The sequence below is a fragment of the Methylocystis sp. genome, assembly GCF_021731785.1.
Classification (GTDB): Bacteria; Pseudomonadota; Alphaproteobacteria; order Rhizobiales; family Beijerinckiaceae; genus Methylocystis.
The window spans coordinates 1-3,395 of record NZ_JAKFWS010000009.1 but is presented as its reverse complement, the minus strand read 5'-3'; the positions used below and the strand labels follow the sequence as shown (position 1 = coordinate 3,395).

The window sequence follows — 3,395 nt, the reverse complement described above, 5'->3', positions numbered from 1 at the left end:
CGGCCCCGATGGCGAAGCCGACATCCGCCTGAATCAGGGCCGGCGCGTCATTGACGCCATCGCCGACCATTCCGACCTTCTTGCCCTGCGCCTGCAGCTCCTTGACCTTGCCGGCTTTCTGACTGGGCAGGACGTCGGCGAGCACAATATCGAGGCCGAGGTCGCGTGTGATTTTGCGTGGAATAAGGACCCCGCTTTGGGGGTGATTTGCGTCCAATCGGGACCCCGGAGTTGAGGGTCCACACTGGTCTCCTGGTTTCTGGGAGGCCGAGATTGGAATGCTGGTTGTGGAAACGATCGCGAAGATTCGCCGCGCGCATTTTGTTCAGAAGAAACCCATCAAGGAGATTTGCCGGGAGCTGCATGTCTCGCGGAAGGTCGTCCGAAAGGTTATTCGTTCGGAGGCGACCGAGTTTCGTTACGAGCGGCGCGAGCAGCCGCTTCCCAAAATCGGGCCGTGGCGGGAGCGATTAGAGTCGCTGCTTCTCGAGAACGAAGACAAGCCGGCGCGTGAGCGGCTGACGCTGACGCGGCTGTTCGAAGAACTGCGCGGGTTTGGGTATTCTGGAAGCTACGCTGCGGTCCGCCGCTTTGCGATAGGCTGGCGCAAGGAGCGCGGCGCAGCGCTGGCGCAGGCCTATGTGCCGCTGAGTTTTTCACCCGGCGAAGCCTATCAGTTCGATTGGAGCCATGAGATCGTCGTGCTGAACGGCGCGACCATGACCGTGAAGGTCGCGCATATGCGGCTGTGCCACAGCCGCATGCTGTTTGTTCGCGCCTATCCGCGCGAGACGCAGGAAATGGTGTTCGACGCCCATGATCGGGCCTTCGCCTTTTTCAAGGGGGCCTGCGAGCGCGGCATTTACGACAACATGAAAACTGCGGTGGAAACGATCCTTGTCGGCAAGGATCGGCAATACAACCGTCGCTTCCTTCAGATGTGCGGACATTATCTCGTCGAGCCCGTGGCCTGCACCCCGGCGTCTGGCTGGGAAAAAGGTCAGGTCGAGAACCAGGTCGGCCTCGTGCGTGAGCGTTTCTTCACGCCGCGCCTGCGGTTCAAAAGCTACGACGAATTGAACGGTTGGCTGCTCGACAAATGCGTCGCCTACGCGAAGGTGCATCGCCATCCCGAGATCGCCGATAAAACGGTCTTCGAGGTTTTCGCGGAAGAGCGGCCAAAGCTCGTGCAACTTCGTGGTCGCTTCGACGGCTTCCATGCAGTGAGCGCTTCGGTGTCGAAGACCTGCCTGGTTCGATTCGACAGCAACAAATATTCGGTCCAGTCACGCGCCGTTGGGCGACCGGTCGAAGTGCAAGCCTACGCCGATCGCATTGTCATCCGTCAGGACGGCGTCGTCGTGGGTGAACACCGCCGGCGCTTTGGCCGCGAGGAAACGTCCTACGACCCCTGGCATTACGTGCGGGTTCTGGCGCGCAAGCCCGGCGCCCTCCGCAACGGCGCGCCGTTCAAGGACTGGGTTTTGCCGGCTGCGGTAGAGAAAATCCGCCGCAGGCTCGGCGGCTCCGCCGACGGCGAGCGGCAGATGGTGAAAATCCTCGCCGCCGTTCTCGACGACGGTCTGCCGGCGGTGGAGACCGCCTGCGCCGAGGCCCTGGAACAAGGCGTCCACTCCGCCGACGTCATTCTCAACATTCTGGCGCGCCGTCGGGATCCCGGGCCGCCGCTGACCATCCTGACGCCGGACGCGCTGCAGCTGGAGCACGTCCCGCTCGCCGACTGCGCAAGATACGATCAACTGAGGAGTTCAGGGGGATGATGGAACGCACGCAAATCTTCGATCTGATGGGAGAACTCAAGCTCTATGGCATGAGAAGCGCCTACGACGAGGTGATGTCGGCAGGGATCAAGCGGCAGCACGAACCGCCGCAAATCGTCGGCGATCTGTTGAAGGCTGAAATCGCCGAGAAGCAGGCGCGCTCCATCAAATATCAGATGACCATCGCCAAGCTGCCCTTGGCCAAAGACATCGACGACTTCACCTTCGACGGCGCCACGGTCAACGAAGGGTTGGTTCGCGATCTCGCCGGCGGCGGCTTTGTCGCGCAGCAACGCAACATTGTGCTGGTCGGTGGAACCGGCACGGGGAAAACACATCTGGCGATCGCCATCGTCCGAAGCTGCATCCGCTCCGGCCTGCGCGGGCGCTTCTTCACCACCGTCGATCTCGTCAATCGGCTGGAGGCGGAAACACGCGCCGGGCGCCAGGGCCGCATCGCCGATTATCTGACGCGCATGGACTTTGTCGTGCTCGACGAACTCGGCTACCTGCCCTTCGCCCAGGCCGGCGGGCAATTGCTCTTCCATCTGGTCAGCCGGCTCTATGAACGCACGTCGGTCATCGTCACCACCAATCTCGCCTTCGGCGAATGGCCGAGCGTTTTCGGCGACGCCAAAATGACCACCGCGCTGCTCGATCGCCTCACCCATCATTGCGACATCATCGAGACCGGCAACGAAAGCTGGCGCTTCAAAAACCGCGCCTGACCCTCCCAATCAACGCGCCGCCGCCGATTTTGGCGTGACTTCGGTCGGGCTCCGCCCTCCCTGCGTCACGCCAAAATCGGCGGTTCACCCATGTCTCCAGAGGGGTCCTTCTTCAACGCAAAACTGGGGTCCCGATCCAATGAAATTTGACAGTCGCGAGCGATCCGTTGGGCCGTGCCGGCGTTGTCGCCCGTCAGCATGGCCACTTGGACCCCCCGCTCGCGCAATTTGGCGACGGTCGCGGCGGCGCTCGGCCGGGGCGCGTCGGCGATGGCGATCAGCCCGATCACCCTTCCGGCTCGCGCCACATGGACCACGGTGCGACCGGCGCCTTGCAGCCGCTGCGCCTCCACAGCAAGCGCGCCAAGATCGAGATTTTGCTCGTCCATCAATCGGCGATTGCCCAAGTATACAATGTCGTCATCAACCTTCGCCCTTGCGCCCATGCCTTCAATATTCTCGAAGTTCTTCTGCTCCGGAACGGCAAGTCCTTGAGCCCGCCGAGCGATGGCTTGGGCCAAGGGGTGATCCGAACCTTGCTCGACCGACGCGGCGCTGGTCAGTACGGTCTCCGCCGTTTCCCCGGTGGCGCTCACCGCCTCAACAACTTCTGGCTGTCCGACAGTGAGCGTGCCGGTCTTGTCAAAGATGATGACGTCGAGTTTCGTCGCGTCCTCCAGGGCCGCGGCGTTCTTGAACAGGATTCCATTCATGGCGCCGAGGCCAGTGCCCACCATGATCGCCATCGGAGTAGCCAACCCGAGCGCGTCCGGGCAGGCGATCACAAAAACGGTGATCGTCAGCGTCATGGCGAAGAGCAACGGTTGGCCGAGCCACCAGAACCATATGCCGAAGGTGAGGAGGCCAATCACGATGGCGGCGAGGA

General features: G+C 62.2%; 3 protein-coding genes and 1 pseudogene. 2 read left to right on the top strand and 2 right to left on the bottom strand.

The annotated features are described in order from the left end of the window. A pseudogene (locus tag QZ964_RS01810) lies at nucleotides 1-178 on the bottom strand (HAD family hydrolase); the annotation flags it as partial. 100 nt (nucleotides 179-278) lie between these two features. Between QZ964_RS01810 and istA the strand changes: the two are divergent. Together istA and istB are read left to right on the top strand one after the other, a co-directional pair. Next, nucleotides 279-1,781 (top strand): IS21 family transposase, encoded by a 1,503-nt coding sequence (gene istA, locus QZ964_RS01805; protein ID WP_292528289.1) that lies wholly within the window; start codon nucleotides 279-281, stop codon nucleotides 1,779-1,781. Beyond that, nucleotides 1,781-2,509, top strand: coding sequence for an IS21-like element helper ATPase IstB (gene istB, locus QZ964_RS01800; RefSeq protein ID WP_292528290.1), 729 nt, complete (start codon nucleotides 1,781-1,783; stop codon nucleotides 2,507-2,509). The genes istA and istB overlap by 1 nt, the downstream gene beginning before the upstream one ends. Nucleotides 2,510-2,574: 65 nt before the next feature. Here istB and QZ964_RS01795 read toward each other — a convergent pair. After that, nucleotides 2,575-3,395 (bottom strand): HAD-IC family P-type ATPase (locus QZ964_RS01795; RefSeq protein ID WP_292528287.1); only part of this gene is annotated, 821 nt, incomplete at its 5' end.